A 15983-nucleotide genomic window follows, 5' to 3' on the forward strand; every position below is an offset into this window, starting at 1 on the left:
CTCCGAGTCGGAAGTTGAGCAGGGCCAGCCCGGCGGAGAGCAGGATCCACAGCAGGCAGACGAGGAGCAGCCAGTCGCGTCGGGTGGGATTCGAGTACCGGCGCTTCCAGTAGATCCATCGCTTGGAGATCGGGTTGCGCCCTTTTGAGGAGCGCCGACTCCGATGTCTGGCGTCAGTGGAAGAAATGACGCGTTCCCGTGAAGTACATGGTCAGCCCGGCTTCCCGGGCAGCGGCGATGACCTCTTCGTCCCGGATCGACCCGCCCGGTTGGACGACTGCAGTGACGCCGGCATCGATGAGCACCTGGAGTCCGTCGGCGAAGGGGAAGAAGGCATCAGAGGCCGCGACCGCCCCCGCGGCGCGCTCGGCTCCCGCTCGCTGCACGGCCAGGTGTGCGGAATCGACGCGGTTGACCTGCCCCATCCCGACTCCGACCGAAGCGCCGCCCCGCGCGAGCAGGATCGCGTTCGACTTCACGGCCCGGCAGGCCGTCCAGGCGAATGCGAGATCGGCGAGCGTCTTCTCATCTGCGGCCTCGCCGGCGGCCAGCTGCCAGCCGTCCGGCTCGTCGCCGGGGCCCTGGAAGACATCGCGCTCCTGGACGAGCAGCCCGCCGGAGATCTGGCGGAACTCCAGTGCTTCGGGCCGAACCTCGCCGAGTCGGAGCAGCCGCAGGTTCTTCTTCGCAGTGAGGACCTCCAGGGCCTCGGCTGTGAAGGCGGGCGCGGCGATGACTTCGGTGAAGATCGGCGCGATCGACTCGGCCAGCTCTCTGCTGACCTCGCGATTGGCGGCGATCACGCCACCGTACGCGGAGACCGGATCGCATTCGTGGGCCCGGCGGTGTGCCTCGGCGATGTCGTCGGCGGTCGCGATCCCGCAGGGGTTCGCATGCTTGATGATCGCAACCGCGGGGGTGTCGAAGTCGTATGCGGCACGGATCGCGGCATCCGTGTCCTGGTAGTTGTTGTACGACATCTCCTTGCCGTGCAGCTGCTCGGCGTTCGCGATGCCGCCGGCGCCGGGCTCGGTGTACACGGCCGCCGACTGGTGCGGGTTCTCGCCGTAGCGCAGCTGCGCCGACTTCTCCACCGCCAACCCGAAGAACTCGGGCAGCTCATCCCCGGCGGCCAGCTGCTCGCCGAACCATGATGCGACGGCGACGTCATAGGCGGCGGTGTGCTCGAAGGCGGCCTTCGCCAGGCGCCGTCGGGCGGCGAGATCGAAACCTTCGCCGGCTGCCGCCTCGACGACGGCGGGATAGGCAGCCGGGTCGGTCACCACTGCAACGCTCGGGTGGTTCTTGGCGGCGGCCCGCACCATCGATGGTCCTCCGATGTCGATCTGCTCGACGCACTCGTCGAAGCCCGCACCCGAGGCGACCGTCTCCTGGAAGGGATAGAGATTGACGACGACGAGGTCGAAGGGGTCGATCTCCAGCTCCTCGAGCTGGCTCAGGTGGTCCGGCTTCCGCGAGTCTGCGAGGATTCCGGCATGGACGCGCGGGTGCAGCGTCTTGACTCGCCCCTCGAGGCATTCGGGGAATCCGGTCAGCTCCTCCACGGGGGTGACGTCGACTCCCGCCGCGGCGATCCGCTGGGCGGTGGAGCCGGTGGACACAATGGCGACCCCGGCGTTCGCCAGGCCCTGCGCCAGTTCGGTCAGTCCGGTCTTGTCGTACACGCTGATGAGAGCGCGGCGAATGGGGCGTACGGCTTCCACAGATTCTCCTTGGTTGTCCTCGTTCAGTCCCGGGCAGGCGTGAAGCCGGAGACCCGGCGCCCATCCACGGTGAGTGAGTGTAGCGCCAGGTGTTCGAGCAGCTCGACGATGCGTCTGCGCTCGATCTCCCGGATCCGCTCGTGCAGGGTGTCCTCCGTATCATCGTCCTCGATTGCCACGGGGAACTGCGCGATCACCGGCCCGGTGTCGACGCCGCTGTCGACCAGGTGGATGGTCGTCCCGGTGACCTTCACACCGTGGGCGAGGGCGTCGCGGACCCCGTGCGCTCCGGGAAATGACGGGAGCAGCGCCGGATGCGTGTTGATGATCCGCAGTGCGAAACGATCGACGAATTCCGAACCGAGAATCCGCATGAAGCCGGCCGACACCACCCAGTCCGGGTCGTACTCCGCGACCTGCTCGGTGAGTGCGTGGTTCCACTCGTCCCGATCGGCGAAGTCCTGGGGCGAGACGACGAAGGTCTCCACGCCGGCGGAGCGTGCTCTTTCGAGGACTCCGGCATCGGGACGATCGGATCCGACAGCCGCGATCTCGACCCCGCGGCCATCACCGGAGAGCACGAAGGCGTCGAGCACGGATTGGGTGAGGGTACCGGAGCCGGAGGCCAGGAGAACACAGCGCACCCGGTCATTCTATGCCAGACTGGTCCGGTGACTCCTGTTGACCAGAAACCGCGGACGGATCCGGGCACGAGCAGTTCGGACGGAAACGATGCGACCTCCAAGCGCAATCGCGAGGGAACGATTCTGGCACTGTTCTTCGCCGGTGCGCTGCTGGCCTCGACCTATCCCCTGCCGTACCGCGCCTTCGCCGCGGTGTTCGCCCTGCTGGGCGTGATCTGGGCCGTGCGGTTCTTCATCGCCGGCGCGCGGACCCGACGGACGCAGTCGGCCGCTGATCCCGCCGCCTCGGGCATGCCCGGTTCCCCCGCTGCCGGCGCCGGCACCACCGCTGTGGGCGCCGGTGCCCCAGGTGCTCCCGGCGCGAATGCCTCCGCTCATGGCGGCGCCGGGTCGAGTTCTCGCAGCCGTCCCGGCGGCAATTGGATCTTCCTCGGCTCCCTGGCCGGCATCGGATGCCTGTACATCCTGCTGACCACGCTGGCCACCATGGCGATCTGGCCGGTGCAGGCCGAGTACGAGGACTGTGTCAGAGCGGCGGTCACTCAGCAGGCGGCCATCGACTGCACGACCGACTACAACGAGGGACTCAGCACCTGGTTCGAGGAGATGACCGGCCAGCCCTATCCGGGCTGACCGGCAGGATGCTCGGCTGCCGGGACTCGGCCTGCCAGGCGGAGCATTCCGCACCCGATGAGCAGGCCGACGGTGAGCTCGACCGCAACTGCACCGGCGAAGAGCCAGGGAACGACACCGAAGTCGTCCAGCCCGCCAGGACCGAGTGAACCGCTGCAGAAGAGCCCGATGACGAGCGCGACGACGAAGATCTCGGCACCGGCGAACAGCGCGGCAGCCCAGTCGAGCGTGTACCATCTCCGGCGGCCGAGCACCGCCACCACTCCCACCAGCACGACAGCGGCGGGCAGCGCTGCCATCCAGCCTGCCGGGTCCTGCGGAATCGCGGCGAGCGCCGGGACGTTCGCGACCGGCACGTCCACCGAGTGGTAGGGCGAGGTCGTCACGCCGGTCGCCAGCTGGAAGCCCGCGCCGGAGACCCAGGCCAGTGCCAGCACCAGCAGAGTGGGTGCGAACACCGTCTGGACCAGACCGAGTCCGACGCCGGCGACCGCGGGAGCGGAGTAGACCTGCAGCGTCTCCAGCGCCGGGCCCCAGCCGGCGGCCAAGGCAGCTGCGAGCGCGACGAAGGCGAGCACTGCGGACAGCACCGCGGTCCGCTTGAATATCCGGCCGCTCGAGTGCAGCGAACGAGTCCATCGCGGACCGAAGGCATCGTCGAAGCGTGCAGTCACCGCCTCGCTGATCGGCGCCGCAGCGAGTCCCAGCAGCACCGCACTCACCACCAGCAGCAGGAACCGCAGGAGTCCGATGAGATCAGCGGAGGCCGAGCCGACGAGGAACGAAACGGCGGCCGTCACCAGTCCGTAGGTGAGTCCCAGTGCCAGGCCGGCGACGAGGCGCGGCCGGCGGGACGGGGTCAGGTGTCCGTTGTGCACGAGGCGGTCGTTGGCTGCGAGGGCTCGTGCAGTCCTGCGTCCCGCAGCGAGGACCAGCAGCCAGGTGATGAGCACGAGCATCGTCGGGGACAGAGAATGAGTGAACGTGTCCACGCTGACGGTGAACCCGTTCGCGCTCGCGATGCCGGTCGCCGCCCACGTCACCATCGCGGACAGCGGGCGCTGCTGGGCGATGCCCACGAACCATGCGACGGCAGCGACGACCAAGGAGACGACCAGCAGGAATACGAGAATCCGGGCGGCTTCGAAGGCGCCTATCACGGCTGGATGACGGCCGGTTCGGACCGGCGCACGATCTTTGTTCGCTGCTTGCTCCACTGTTGCCATGTTGCCTGATCGGGCACGGAGGATGGCCGATTCGACACACCATCGTCTGTGCCATCATGGTAATTTTGACCAGACATCCCCGCTCGAGTGTGAGGACCGAAGGCCCATGAGTTCCGGCAACAATTTTCCGCCTCCCCCGCAGGGCGAGCCCTATGGCGGAGGCTCCGGCGGTCCGCACGGCGCCTCCGGCTGGCAGCAGAGCGATCAGCAGCCCGGTGGCCAGGGCGATGTCCCGCCCCAGCCGGGATACGACCCCGGCCACGGCGGCCAGGCCCCGTTCCCGCAGCAGGGATACCCGCAGCCGGACCAGCAGCAGTACGGCTACCAGCAGGGCCAGCCGCAGTACGGGTCCGGTCCCGCTCCGGCCTACTCGACCTCCGGGCCCAGCATGAACTACGCGGGATCGACCCCGCAGCCTGCGCCCGCTCCCGGGTATGTTGCCCAGCAGCAGCAGCCGAAGAAGAAGTCGAAGATGCCGCTGATCCTGTCGTTGGTGGCGGTCGGCGTCGTCATCCTGCTCGTGGTGATCGGAGCAGTCGTCATCAGCTCCGTGAACCGGAGCCAGTACGGTCCCGACAAGGTCGCCGAGAAGTATCTTGAGGCCCTGCAGTCCGGCGACATCGCAGCAGTCAACGAGATCGCTGCGCCGACCGTCCCCAATGGCGCCAATGAGACGCTGCTCGAGCCGGCCTATGTGCAGAACTCCGAGGAGAAGATCACCGAGGCAGCGGTCGAAGAGACCACCGTCGAGGGCGACACCGCCACGATGGCGGCCAGCTACTCGCTCGGAGGGCAGCCGTACGAGATGACTCTGACCGCGACCAAGGACGGCAAGCAGGGTCTCTTCTTCGACAACTGGGTGCTCGCTCCCCCGACGCTGCAGACGATCGCCATCGAACTGCCCAAGCTCGATGGCGTGACGGTCAACGGTCAGGAATTCACTCCCCAGGAAGGTCGCACAGAGTATGCGGTGCTCCCCGGCTCCTACCACGTCTCCACTCCGGAGGGGAAGTACTTCCAGGCGGCCGAGGATCAGGTGACGGTGGGCTTCTCGGAGAGCGAGCAGCCGCAGCCGGCCACGATGAATGTCGACGTGCAGCCGACGGAAGGCTTCCACGACGAGGTGCAGAAGCTCGTCGACGAGAAGCTCGACGAGTGCGCCAAGAACACCTCGATCATGAATGACGGGTGCCCGTTCAACGCGGACGCGACCGACCCGCGCAGCGGCATGAAGGTCAGCGAGGACGGAGTGGAGGACAGCGTCTCCTACACCATCGATTCCAAGCCGAAAGTCGAGGCTTCGATGAGCGCTGATCTGGCAGCCGGGTCCTTCTACACCACGGAGCCGGGCCGCTACAGCTTCAAGGCCGATTCGAAGACTGCAGGCTCCGGCGCCTGGACCGGCTCCGGTGCGCTGAGCCCCGGCGGCACTGTCATCATCGACGGCGACTCCCTCTCGATCGAGTTCTTCTGACGGAAGCGAACGAGCTCGTCCGTCGGACAGGGTCCGCCTGACGGCAGAGGTCGGCCGGCCCAGTCCGTTCGGCCGGCTCAGTCCGTTCGGCCGGCCCAGTCAGCCCGGCCGGCTCAGTCCGCCAGCCGGCGAAGTCCCCGGGTTGTCCTGCACCCGGGGACTCTGCCATTCAGCGACACCCGCACTCAGCAGCCGACAGCCGGGGGTGCAGTCCTCCCGCTCTCAGCCGACCACCCGGACAGGCTGCGGAACCTCGGCCCGCGCCTCGAACCATGCGGCAGCAGCGAGTACCCCGGCATCATCGAATCGTCGCCCAGCGATCTGCAGGCCGACGGTGCGTCCGTCAACGGTGTACCCCGCGTTGACGCTGGCCGCCGGCTGCTCTGACATGTTGTAGGGCACGGTGAAGGAGATGTGCCCCATCGTCTGGGTCGGATCGTTGAAGGGCATCGGCCACTCCGCGGGAAACGCCGCCACCGGCGCCACCGGGGAGAGGACGAGGTCGAACTCCGCCGTCGCGGCGACAGTCGCCCGCCGCATCTCCTGAATGCCGTGATAGCAGCGCATGAGCTCCGAGCCGGGAATATCGGCACCGGCCAGACACCACTGGGCGACATAGGGCAGGATCTTTCGCTGATCATCGGAATCCAGCCTCTTGTAATCGGCCCACGATCGGACTCGCCAGAACCGGTCGATGTCGTTCAGCAGGCGCTCATCCATGAATGGCTCGATGCTCGTCACCTCCGCGCCTTCGGCCTCGAACAGCCCGGCGGCGGCAGTGACCGTCGCTGCCACCTCCGGGTCGGTGGGCATGCCGCAGCCGGCGTCCGTGAGCACTGCGATCCGCTTGCCCACCACCGAGTAGTCGGCGACGGTGTAGTCGCCGTCCAACGGCGGGAGCTGGGAGTAATCTCGCACGTCCGGCCTGCCGATGATGTCCATGGCGGCGACCAGATCGCTCACCCTGCGCGCGATGGGTCCTGCTGCCCGCCCCAGGTAGGGAGCATCCAGCGGAACCCGGCCGAAGCTCGGCTTCAGAGTCGCCAGGCCCAGCCAGGTTCCCGGCAGGCGAATGGAGCCGCCGATGTCCGTGCCGATGTGGATCGGTCCGTACCCCGCCGCTGCCGCCGCGCCCGCCCCGGAGGACGATCCCCCGGTGGTCAGTGCCGGATCGAGCGGGGAGCGGGTGATGCCATGGCGCGAGGACACCCCGGAGGACAGCATCCCCCAGTCCGGCATCACCGTGGAGGCGAACACCAGTGCGCCCGCCGCGCGCAGGTGGGCGGTGACAGGCGCGTCGCAGGCGACCGGCTGCGGGTCGCCCGCTGCGTTGCCCGCCGGCATCGCCACTCCGCGCTTCGCGATGTTCTCCTTGATGGTCACCGGCACGCCGTCGAGCGGGCTCCGCGGCTCGCCTGCTCGCCAGCGAGCGGCGGATTCGGCGGCCGACATGCGCGCCGCCTCGAAATCCTCGTGCCAGAGCGCGTTGAGGGTCGGCTCGCAGGCGGCTGCCCGCTCGGCGACCGCATCGAGTACGGCAACCGGGTCGAATTCGCCGGCACGGAAGCCAGCGGCGAGTTCGGCGCTGGACAGGTCGGCCAGCGTGGGTGCGAGGTGCGACATCGGTTCTCCTTCTGTTCGGCGGCCCGGGCTCATCCGCGGCTGCCTCACGACGCTGCGAAAGCGTCCTCGAGGCTGGGAGTGGCTGCCACCAGTGAGGCGGTATACGGGTGCTGCGGGTTCGTGTAGATGCTCTCCACGTCGCCGGTCTCGACGATCTCACCGGACTTCATGACGGCGACGTCCGAGCACAGGTGACGGACGACCCCCAGGTCGTGGGACACGAAGACGAGGGTGAGCTGGTACTCGTCGACCAGGTCGGTGAGCAGATTCAGCACCTGCGCCCGGACGGAGACGTCGAGGGCGGAGACCGGTTCGTCGGCGACGAGGATCCGAGGTCGGCACACCAGCGCGCGGGCGATCGAGATCCGCTGGCGCTGTCCGCCCGAGAACTGGTGCGGGAAGCGGTGAGCCGATTCCGGCTCCAGCCCGACGGCCGCCAGTGTCTCCGCGACCCGCTCCCGGCGCTTGCGCTCGGGCACGCGCATCGGCACCAGCGGTTCGGCGATGATGTCGGCGACCTTCATGCGTGGGTCCAGCGATGCGAAGGGGTCCTGGAACACGATCTGCAGGTCCTCGCGCATCGACCGCAGCTGCGCCGACGTCGCGGACTCCACGTGAACGCCTCCCACCTGGACGGATCCGGTGGTGGGCGGTTCGAGTCCGGACAGGATCTTCAGCAGCGTCGATTTGCCCGAACCCGACTCCCCGACGATGCCGAATCGTCGGCCCGCAGGGATCGACAGGGAGATCCCCCGCAGCGCCTCGACCCGGTCGGCGCGGCCGAACAGGGAGGTCCGGGTCCGGCTGTAGGTCTTGACCAGCTCGCTGACCTCGATGAGGGGCTCGCCCGTCGCCAAGTCCACCGGAGCGGCCCGACTTGCCGACCCGGCGTCCGCCTCGGCGTCCGTCATGGCTCCGTCCCCGGACGCGTGACTGCGGTACCGGGCGGCGCTGGCGATGGTGAAGAGGCGGCCCCGATCGTCGGTCGCGGTGAGATCGGATGCGGCGAGGAGCCCGCGGGTGTACTCGTGCTGGGGATCGGTGAAGATCTGCTCACAGCTGCCGGATTCGACGATCCGTCCCCGGTACATCACCATCACCCGCTCGCACACGCTGGCCACCACGGCGAGGTCGTGGGTGATGAACAGCAGCCCGGTGCCGTCGGCGACGACTGCCTCGCGGATCAGGTCGAGGACCTGCGCCTGCACCGTGACGTCGAGGGCGGTGGTGGGCTCATCGCAGATCAGCAGGCGCGGTGAGTTCGCCATTGCGATCGCGAGCATGACGCGCTGCCGCTGCCCGCCGGAGAGCTGATGCGGGTAGGCCCGGGCCGCGGCCCGCGGATCCGGCAGCCGGACGCGCTCGAGCAGCTCGACCGCCCGCGCCTTGGCCTGCGCCGGGTTCGCGGTGCGGTGGATGCGCATCACCTCCGCCACCTGCTCCCCCACGCGCATGAGCGGGTTGAGCGCGCTCATCGGCTCCTGGAAGACCATGCTCAGGTCCCTGCCCCGCAGCCGCGCCATCCTCCGCTCGCTCCACGTCAGCAGGTTTCCCTCGGTGCCCGACAGCTTCACCTGGCCGCGCGCACTGAGCTCGCCGGGCAGCAGCCCCATCACCGCTGCAGAGGTCAGGGACTTCCCCGATCCGGACTCCCCGATCAGCCCCACGCGTTCACCCGCAGCGATCGTGAAAGAGGTCGGGTGGACAAGGTGTCGCTGACCGGCTGAGATCTCAAGATCCTGGACCGTGAGCAGGGACTCGGTCATCTCAATCACGTCCTCTGAGCTTGGGATCGAGACGGTCGCGCAGACCGTCACCGAGCAGGTTGAAGCCGAGCACCGCGATCGCGATGAACAGGCCGGGCCACAGCGCAAGCTCAGGACGGGTGCCGAGGAACTGCTGGGACTCCTGGAGCATCCGACCCCATGAGGGGGCGGGGGCCTGGGTGCCGAGGCCGAGGAACGACAGGCCCGCCTCGGCCAGCACCGCCAACGCGAATGCGACCGACGCCTGGACGATGACCATTCCGGCGATGTTGGGGAGCACATGGGTGGTGGCGATCGCGAAGGTCCCGCGGTTGGCGGCGCGGGCGGCCATCACATACTCGGTGCTCATCACCTGCAGCGTGCCCGACCGCGCCACGCGGGCGAACCCCGGGATGGAGGCGATGCCGAGAGCCACCATCGCCGGTCCGGTGCCCGGGCCGTAGACGGCGGAGAACACGATCGCCAGCAGCAGCGCCGGGAAGGCCAGCAGCAGGTCGTTGCCGCGCATGATCGTCCCCGACAGCAGTCCGCTGTTCGTCATCCCGGCGATGATCCCCAGCGGCACGCCGATGAGCATCGCGATCGCCACCGAGACGATTCCGACCAGCAGGGTGATCCGGGACCCGAACATGATCCAGGTGAACGTGTCGCGGCCATAGCGGTCGGTGCCGAACCAATGCGCCGCCGAGGCACCCTGCAGGCGGTCCTCGGGCATCGCCTCTGTCGGGTTGTAGGGGGTCCAGACATAGGACACCAGGGCCATGACCACGACCAGGCCGACAAGGATGAGGCCGATGACCAGAGAGGCGTTGAGCCGGCGCCGGCGCGGCTTCGCCGCTGCGTCGACAGCTCCCGGGTCAATCGCACCAGGAGCTCCCGGCTCGACCGTCTCACCGGCGAGTTCGGCCGAGCCTGTGGGATCGAGGGTCGGATCCAGACTGCGGCGGGTGGTCATGCGGCCCTCCTGACACGCGGGTCGAGCACACTGTAGAGCAGGTCGACGATGAGGTTGAGCAGGAGCACGAGGACCACCAGCACCATCACGATGCCCTGCACGGTCACGAGGTCGCGGTTGGACACTGCGCGCACGAGTTCGGTGCCCATCCCCGGCAGCACGAACACCTGCTCGATCACGACTGCCCCGATGAGCAGGGTGGCCAGCTGCACCCCGGCGACGGTGACGACGGGGATGGCGGCGTTGCGCAGACCGTGCCGGACCAGCGCCCGACCCGCCGGGAGGCCCTTCGCCCGCGCCGTGCGCAGGAAGTCCTCGCGCATCACCTCGAGCACCGCCGAGCGGACGTAGCGGGTCAGGATCGCCGCCTGCACGAGCGCCAGCGCCGTCACCGGCAGGACCAGCCGCTCGAGGAAGCCGCCGAAGCCCTCGATGGGCGCCTGCCAGCCGCTGGACGGGAACCAGCCCAGCCCCAGCGAGAAGACCATGACGAGGATGATCGCGGCGAGGAAGTTGGGGATCGCGATGCCGATCTGGCTGGCACCAGAGATGATCACGCCTGTCGGACGGTTGTGCAGCACCGCCGCTGCGGTGCCGAGCGGGACCGCGACCGCCAGTGCGAGCGCCATCGAGGCGAGCACGACGATCAGCGTGACCTGAATGGAGTTGAAGATCACCGGTGAGATCGGCGCCTTCGTCACGTAGGAGGTGCCGAAGTCACCGGTGAGCACACCGCCGATCCACGACAGGTACTGCACGATCCTGGGCCGATCGAGGCCGTACTCGGCCTCGAGAGCGGCGACCGCCTCGGGCGTGGCGCTCGTGCCCAGCGCCACCTGCGCGGCGTTGCCGGGCAGGACCTGCATGAGCACGAACACCACGACCGAGGCGAGTGCGGCGGTCAGCACGAACTGCAGCACTCGGCCGATCACATAGCGAGCCATTCGGGGCGGTTTCCTTGTGGGTCGATGGGCTGCTGGGCGGATGGTCGGGGCCGCCGCCGTCAACAGCGGTCAGCGGTCGGTCAGCCCCACGCCAGGGCGTGGATCGGGAAGGAGTCGGACACGAAGTTCTCCGGCAGCCCCTGCACCCCGGCCTTGGCGACGATGAGGTTCGGGAACAGGAAGGCGAACCCGGCGGCGGCGTCCTCGGTGATGGTGCGCGCGACTTCCTGCATGCCGCTGACGTACTCCTCCTCGGAGCCCTCATCCGCCTGCTGGGCGATGTCCTCGATGCGGGTGTGGTCGTAGCCGGTGTACGAGCCCTCGCCGAACACGGTGAGGATGTCGCGGGCCTCGACATGGTTGATCACCGACATGTCGTAGTCGTGGTTGGTGAACGTCTTGTCGAGCCAAACCGCGGGGAATTCCTGCGTCTCGATCTTCGGCTGCAGGCCGGCCGCCTCGAGCTGGGAGACGACGATGTCGGCGATGGCGGTCGCGTACGGCAGGCTCGGGACCGCGAACCGGATCTCCTCGCCCTCGATCCCGGCTTCCGCGACGAGCTCCTTGGCCTTGTCCACGTCGTGCTCCCAGACGCCGGTGAGGTCCTCGTAGTAGGGGTCGGTCGGAGGCACCATGCCGCCGATCAGCGTGCCGTAGCCGCCCCATGCGGTGTCGAGGATGGTCTGCTCGTCGATCGCGTAGAGCACCGCTTCCCGCGCGGTCTGATCGGCGAAGACCCCCTCGGCGTTGTTCATCGACAGGACGACCTCGCCGTTCGCGGTGCCCTCGAGCACCTGGAAGTCCTCGCCGGACTCGAATTCGCCGGCGAGCTCGGGTGCCTGCAGGTTGCCGAGCACGTCGACCTCCCCGGAGCGCAGCGCATTGGCAGCGGCGACCGAGTCCTTGAAGTACTGGAACGTCACCTGCTCGAGCGCCGGCGCCTCTCCCCAGTAGTCGTCGCGGGACGCGAACACGATCCGCTGGCCGCGGGTGTAGTCGCTGATGCTGAAGGGTCCGGTGCCGATCGCCTGGTTGGCCAGGTCGTCGACCGCGTCCTCGCTGAACACCGCGCCGACCAGTGAGGCGAGGTCGAACAGCCACGAGTTCGACGGCCGCTGCAGCGTGATCTCCACGGTGGTCTCGTCCGGCGTCTCGATCGAGTCGATGATCTCCATCTTCGACTTCAGGGTGTTCTGCCACTCGTCCGAAGTCACCCGATCGTAGGAGAACTTCACATCGGAGGAGCTGAACTCGTCGCCGTTGGAGAAGGTGACCCCGTCCTGCAGCTCGAAGGTGTAGGTCGTCCGGTCGTCGCTGATCTCCCAGCTCTTGGCCAGCGCCGGCTGCAGCTCACCGCTCTGATCGATGCGGACGAGCGATTCATAGACGTTCTCCATGAGCGCCTGCGGAATCGCCGCTCCCGCAGTGGTCGTGAAGTCCAGGTTGACCGGCTCGGCGGTGTGGGCGACGACCAGATCCGTGCGTGCGCTGTCACCGCCTTCGCCAGCGGACGACTCAGCGCCCGCGCTGCAGCCCGTGATGGTCAGTGCCAGCGCCGCCACGGCGGCGGTGAACCCGGATATCCGGCGAAATCCCATGTCTGTCTGTCTCTCCTCGAATCGGCCGACGGTTCTTCACTGAACGAACGTTCGGCGTGCCTGAGGGCCAGTGTAGCGGAGGTCTCACTACGCACGGGTAACAGCACTCACCTGCGGCTCTCCGCGCCCGGGGCGCAGTCGGCGATCGGCGGCCGCGGCGTCAGAGGTCGCGCAGATGCTCCGCGAGGGCGGTGAGCGCGAGCCGCCGATGCGAGCGGGCGTTCTTCTCCTCAGCGGTCAGCTCTGCCGCGGTACGGTCGTCTCCCGCGGGAGCGAAGATCGGGTCGTAGCCGAACCCGGCGCTCCCCCGGGGTGCCATCGCCAGCGACCCCTCGAAGCGCCCGACCTCGACGAATTGCACACCGCCCGGTTCGACGTAGGCCGCCGCGCAGACGAATGCGGCGGTCCGGTGGGGTGCGGCGATGTCGCTCAGCTGGTCCAGCAGCAACCGGTAGTTCGCCACATCATCACCGTGGGTTCCTGCCCACCGCGCCGAGAAGATTCCCGGCGCTCCGCCGAGGACATCGACGGCCAGACCGGAATCGTCGGCGATCGCGGGCAGCCCGGAGGCGTCGGCAGCAGACCGCGCTTTGAGCAGCGCGTTCTCCGCGAAGGTCAACCCCGTCTCCCGGACCTCGGGCAGTTCCAGCTCGGCGGCACTGGACACGCGGATCTCCCGGCCGAGCACCTCGGCGAGGATCGCCTGGAGCTCGATCTTCTTCTTGACGTTGCGAGTGGCCAGCACAATGTGGTCGAGCATGGATGACTCCCAATGAGGTGAACCGAAGGCGGTGGCAGGAACCTGCGACGGACGGACGGACTGGCCACGGCGGACTGGCGAGGGACCTACCGGCGGGTCAGGCCAGGGCTGTCCGCTGCAGCTCGGCGAGCTGCGCACAGCCGGTGTGGGCGAGATCCAGCAGGCGCCCGAGCTCGGTGCGGTCGAAGGGCTCGCCCTCCGCGGTGCCCTGCACCTCGACGAACTTCCCACTGCCGGTCATCACTACGTTCATGTCGGTGTCGGCGCTCACGTCCTCCTCGTAGGGCAGATCCAGCACCGGCTCACCGTTGACGATCCCCACGCTGACTGCGGCGACGGAGTCCGTCAGGGGATCGACCGCGGCCGGAATCCAGCCGCGCCGCCGGCCGGTGTCGAACGCGTCGACCATCGCGACGTAGGCACCGGTGATCGCTGCCGTGCGGGTGCCGCCATCGGCTTGGAGCACATCGCAGTCGAGCTGCAGAGTGTTCTCCCCGAGCTTGTCCATGTCCACCACAGCGCGCAGCGCCCGCCCGATGAGGCGAGAGATCTCATGGGTGCGTCCGCCGATCTTCCCCCTCACCGACTCGCGGGAGTTGCGGGTGTTGGTCGCCCGCGGGAGCATCGCGTACTCGGCGGTGGCCCAGCCGCGACCCTGCCCCTTGAGCCACCGGGGCACGCCCTCGGTCAGCGAGGCGGCGCACAGCACCCGGGTCCCGCCGAACTCCACGAGCACGCTGCCTTCGGCATGGTCGAGCCACCCGCGAGTGAAGCGCACCTCTCTGAGCTCGTCCGCAGCGCGTCCGTCGGATCGGGTCATGTTGTCTCCTCTGCAGTGCTTCTGATGGTCCAGCTGGCGCCTGGTCGTGCAAGCTCGATGGGGCCCGAGTACTCCCCCGCCGCCTCGGTCCTGACGATCCCTGCGTCGGTCCACGGCGGGATATGGGTGAGGACGAGCGCTGCCGCCTCCGCCGCCGAGGCGACCCGGCCGGCGCGCCGACCCGTGAGGTGGATCCCCCGCACGGTGTCGCGGTCCTCCTGGAACGCAGCCTCGCACAGGAACACATCCGCTCCGCTCGCCGCCGCGACCAGGTTCTCGCACTCATCGGAATCACCCGAGTACGTCAGCACCTCCCCATCAGGCCCGGTCACCCGCAGCGCGTAGGCCTCGACCGGATGCTCGACGAGGAACGCCTCGAACCGCAGCGGGCCGATCTCGAAGACCGTACCCGGCGCCACCTCACGGAAGTCGAACACCGCGGACATGTCGTTCGGCGCGGCGGTGTCTGCGCTCGGGCTGAGCCCCGGGTCGGTGTGGTGGGCGGCGCTGATGCGCCGCCCGGTGTCGGCAGGACCCCAGACCGGCAGCCGCGGACGCGAGATGCCCACGGCCGAGTCGTCGCAGAAGAACGTGGGATCGTAGCTGCGGTGGACGAAGAGTCCGGTGAGGTCCAGGCAGTGATCCGGGTGCAGGTGGGACAGGACGACCGCGTCCAGATCCGCGGGCGAGCAGTGGGCCTGCAGGCCGCCCAGCGCCCCGCTGCCCAGGTCGAGCACCACACGGTAGGTGCGCTCCGCCTCGGCTTCGAGGAGGTAGCAGCTGGCGGGAGAGGCGGGTCCGGGGAAGGAGCCCGAGGTGCCGATCGCGGTCAGCCGCATCAGGGTTCCTCTCGGTTCAGCGAGTCGAGCATGATCTCTGCCAGCCGCTCCTGCGCCCAGGAGAGGAAGTCGTAGACGGTGACCAGCATCAGCTCCTGGTCGGGGAGGTCGGACTCGCGGCTGTAGAGCGCCTCGAAGTCGGCTTCCGTCTCCACGCCGAGCCGAGTGGCGACGACGAGGCGAACGTCGGCCAGCGCAGTCAGCCAGGCGCGGATTCCGTCGGCGTCCAGGACGATCCGTCCCGTCGAGCCGAGGGTGAACAGCGCGGTGCGCAGATTCGACAGCTTCGACTCCCTGAGGTCGAAATCCGTCAGGCGTCGGAACTCGGCAGAGCGTTCCGGGTCGTTCGGGTCCACGTCGGGCAGGAGCCGCAGCAGGGCGGGATCGGCGGGTCGCTCGACGTCGCGCAGTCCCGCCCGCTTGGCCAGATCATCGACGTCGACGGGTGCAGCCGGTTCGCTGCCGCCGAGCAGTGACGCGGTGTCGGAGAGGACTGAGCGGAAGAGGTTCTTCTCGGCGTCGCTCAGATCGAGACGTGCGGTGCCGTCGCGTCCGGCAGTGATCTTCACGGGGCGTCTCCCTGGTCGGACCGCCGACAGGCCGCCCACAATCCGAAGCTGTGCATCGCCGCGGTGTCGCGCTCCATCTCCTCGCGGGTGCCGCTGGCGACCACCGAGCGTCCCTGCTCGTGGACTTCCAGCATGAGCTTCTCCGCCTTGGCGCGGGAGTAGTTGAAGTAGCTCTGGAAGACGTAGGTCACATAGCTCATGAGATTGACCGGATCGTTGAATACGATGGTCACCCAGGGCACGTCCGGTCGAGTCCGGATTCGGTCCTCGACCTCCGGCTCCAGTACAGCCTGGGATCCTTCGGCGATGGATGTCACCCGACCACTCTAAGCGATCCGGGCCGACGGCACGGGTTCGAGCGGTGCAATAGCCTCGATCTTTCGTCGTGGTCTCGGTTCGGGTGCGTGT

At 68.4% G+C, this 15983-nt stretch carries 15 protein-coding genes; 2 read left to right on the forward strand and 13 right to left on the reverse strand.

Annotation, left to right across the window (positions count from 1 at the left end):
• Positions 1–173: 173 nt before the first annotated feature.
• Both purH and purN read right to left on the reverse strand, forming a co-directional pair.
• On the reverse strand, positions 174–1724 hold the full coding sequence (gene purH, locus LXN01_RS15465; RefSeq protein ID WP_236866646.1) for a bifunctional phosphoribosylaminoimidazolecarboxamide formyltransferase/IMP cyclohydrolase: 1551 nt from the start codon (positions 1722–1724) through the stop codon (positions 174–176).
• 23 nt (positions 1725–1747) lie between these two features.
• On the reverse strand, positions 1748–2368 hold the full coding sequence (gene purN / locus LXN01_RS15470; RefSeq protein ID WP_236866648.1) for a phosphoribosylglycinamide formyltransferase: 621 nt from the start codon (positions 2366–2368) through the stop codon (positions 1748–1750).
• Positions 2369–2395: 27 nt separating this feature from the next.
• Between purN and LXN01_RS15475 the strand changes: the two genes are divergently transcribed.
• Positions 2396–3001: a hypothetical protein gene (locus LXN01_RS15475; protein WP_236866650.1), complete on the forward strand. Its 606-nt coding sequence runs from the start codon at positions 2396–2398 to the stop codon at positions 2999–3001.
• On the opposite strand, the gene LXN01_RS15480 is transcribed toward LXN01_RS15475, so the two are convergent.
• On the reverse strand, positions 2989–4161 hold the full coding sequence (locus LXN01_RS15480; protein WP_236866652.1) for a cell division protein PerM: 1173 nt from the start codon (positions 4159–4161) through the stop codon (positions 2989–2991). The genes LXN01_RS15475 and LXN01_RS15480 overlap by 13 nt on opposite strands.
• A gap of 172 nt (positions 4162–4333) precedes the next feature.
• On the opposite strand from LXN01_RS15480, the gene LXN01_RS15485 reads away from it, so the two are divergent.
• Positions 4334–5701, forward strand: a complete 1368-nt coding sequence (locus LXN01_RS15485; RefSeq protein ID WP_236866654.1) for a zinc ribbon domain-containing protein — start codon at positions 4334–4336, stop codon at positions 5699–5701.
• Positions 5702–5923: 222 nt separating this feature from the next.
• Here the strand turns inward: LXN01_RS15485 and LXN01_RS15490 are convergent, their stop codons facing one another.
• From LXN01_RS15490 to clpS, 10 genes are all read right to left on the reverse strand, one after another.
• Positions 5924–7324 carry an amidase gene (locus LXN01_RS15490; protein WP_236866656.1) on the reverse strand — a complete coding sequence of 467 codons (1401 nt, stop codon included), beginning with the start codon at positions 7322–7324 and terminating at the stop codon, positions 5924–5926.
• A 44-nt stretch (positions 7325–7368) separates the two neighbouring features.
• A complete protein-coding gene (locus LXN01_RS15495; RefSeq protein WP_236866658.1) occupies positions 7369–9090 on the reverse strand; it encodes a dipeptide ABC transporter ATP-binding protein in 1722 nt (573 codons plus the stop codon).
• A gap of 1 nt (position 9091) precedes the next feature.
• Positions 9092–10045: an ABC transporter permease gene (locus LXN01_RS15500; protein ID WP_236866660.1), complete on the reverse strand. Its 954-nt coding sequence runs from the start codon at positions 10043–10045 to the stop codon at positions 9092–9094.
• Complete coding sequence (locus tag LXN01_RS15505; RefSeq protein WP_236866662.1) at positions 10042–10989, reverse strand: ABC transporter permease; 948 nt, start codon at positions 10987–10989, stop codon at positions 10042–10044. The genes LXN01_RS15500 and LXN01_RS15505 overlap by 4 nt, the downstream gene beginning before the upstream one ends.
• 80 nt (positions 10990–11069) lie before the next feature.
• Entirely contained in the window at positions 11070–12587 is a 1518-nt protein-coding gene (locus LXN01_RS15510; RefSeq protein WP_236866663.1) for an ABC transporter substrate-binding protein, read from the reverse strand.
• 160 nt (positions 12588–12747) lie between these two features.
• A complete protein-coding gene (gene rdgB, locus LXN01_RS15515) occupies positions 12748–13347 on the reverse strand; it encodes an RdgB/HAM1 family non-canonical purine NTP pyrophosphatase (RefSeq protein ID WP_236866665.1) in 600 nt (199 codons plus the stop codon).
• A gap of 97 nt (positions 13348–13444) precedes the next feature.
• The gene (rph, locus tag LXN01_RS15520) at positions 13445–14167 is read right to left on the reverse strand and encodes a ribonuclease PH (RefSeq protein WP_236866667.1); all 723 of its coding nucleotides are present in this window, start codon (positions 14165–14167) and stop codon (positions 13445–13447) included.
• Positions 14164–15006: an MBL fold metallo-hydrolase gene (locus tag LXN01_RS15525; protein WP_236866669.1), complete on the reverse strand. Its 843-nt coding sequence runs from the start codon at positions 15004–15006 to the stop codon at positions 14164–14166. Before LXN01_RS15525 ends, rph begins: the two co-directional genes overlap by 4 nt.
• On the reverse strand, positions 15006–15575 hold the full coding sequence (locus LXN01_RS15530; RefSeq protein ID WP_236866671.1) for a DUF2017 domain-containing protein: 570 nt from the start codon (positions 15573–15575) through the stop codon (positions 15006–15008). Before LXN01_RS15530 ends, LXN01_RS15525 begins: the two co-directional genes overlap by 1 nt.
• On the reverse strand, positions 15572–15883 hold the full coding sequence (gene clpS / locus LXN01_RS15535) for an ATP-dependent Clp protease adapter ClpS (RefSeq protein ID WP_425547679.1): 312 nt from the start codon (positions 15881–15883) through the stop codon (positions 15572–15574). Before clpS ends, LXN01_RS15530 begins: the two co-directional genes overlap by 4 nt.
• Between the last annotated feature and the right edge of the window lie 100 nt (positions 15884–15983).

The sequence above is a fragment of the Brevibacterium daeguense genome (genome assembly GCF_021729135.1).
GTDB classification, from domain to species: domain Bacteria; phylum Actinomycetota; class Actinomycetes; order Actinomycetales; family Brevibacteriaceae; genus Brevibacterium; species Brevibacterium daeguense.

What these genes read in the sequence shown, in the direction of transcription:
- LXN01_RS15500 (WP_236866660.1), bottom strand. Translation starts at nt 10,045, where the DNA reads ATGACCACCCGCCGCAGTCTGGATCCGACCCTCGATCCCACAGGCTCG.
- LXN01_RS15495 (WP_236866658.1), bottom strand. Translation starts at nt 9,090, where the DNA reads ATGACCGAGTCCCTGCTCACGGTCCAGGATCTTGAGATCTCAGCCGGT.
- rdgB (WP_236866665.1), bottom strand. Translation starts at nt 13,347, where the DNA reads ATGCTCGACCACATTGTGCTGGCCACTCGCAACGTCAAGAAGAAGATC.
- LXN01_RS15485 (WP_236866654.1), top strand. Translation starts at nt 4,334, where the DNA reads ATGAGTTCCGGCAACAATTTTCCGCCTCCCCCGCAGGGCGAGCCCTAT.
- LXN01_RS15525 (WP_236866669.1), bottom strand. Translation starts at nt 15,006, where the DNA reads ATGCGGCTGACCGCGATCGGCACCTCGGGCTCCTTCCCCGGACCCGCC.
- rph (WP_236866667.1), bottom strand. Translation starts at nt 14,167, where the DNA reads ATGACCCGATCCGACGGACGCGCTGCGGACGAGCTCAGAGAGGTGCGC.
- LXN01_RS15510 (WP_236866663.1), bottom strand. Translation starts at nt 12,587, where the DNA reads ATGGGATTTCGCCGGATATCCGGGTTCACCGCCGCCGTGGCGGCGCTG.
- LXN01_RS15505 (WP_236866662.1), bottom strand. Translation starts at nt 10,989, where the DNA reads ATGGCTCGCTATGTGATCGGCCGAGTGCTGCAGTTCGTGCTGACCGCC.
- LXN01_RS15490 (WP_236866656.1), bottom strand. Translation starts at nt 7,324, where the DNA reads ATGTCGCACCTCGCACCCACGCTGGCCGACCTGTCCAGCGCCGAACTC.